The 450-nt window shown below is 78.0% G+C and carries 1 protein-coding gene; it reads left to right on the top strand.

Translation table 11 applies throughout. From position 1 onward, the window contains the following. On the top strand, positions 1 to 450 hold a 450-nt coding region (locus tag G3I78_RS48335), incomplete at both ends, for an FAD-dependent monooxygenase (RefSeq protein ID WP_203616542.1).

Genomic DNA, 450 nt, shown 5'->3' with positions numbered 1-450 from the left:
GCTGGCCCGACGCACCGGCCTTCCCGCCGTCGTCGGGACGCCCGACTGGTCGGCGACCTTCACCGTGCGGTTCCGCACCGCCGCCCGCCTGCGTCACGGTCGCGTGCTGCTGGCGGGGGACGCGGGCCACATCATGAGCCCGGCCGGCGGGCAGGGGATGAACACCGGGATCCAGGACGCGGTCGCCGTGGCGTGGCGCCTCGCCGCCGCGCGGTCCGCGAGCGCTCGGCGTGCCGCAGACCTGCTCGAGGAGTACGAGGCCGAGCGGCTCGGTGACGCGCGGCGGGTCGCGCGCCTCACCGCGACGCTCACGAGGGTCGGCCTCCTCCGGTCGCCCGCGTCCCGGTGGGTGCGGGACCGGCTGGCCCGCGGAGCCGGGCTGACGGGGCTCCTCGACAGGTCGCTCGGGCCGCGGTTGTGCCAGCTGGACCCGCGCTTCGGAGACGCCGG

The organism is Streptomyces sp. SID13726 (assembly GCF_010548375.1).
Classification (GTDB): domain Bacteria; phylum Actinomycetota; class Actinomycetes; order Streptomycetales; family Streptomycetaceae; genus Streptomyces.
The sequence above is the reverse complement of the archived record's forward strand: the minus strand, read 5'-3'. Positions and strand labels throughout refer to the sequence as shown.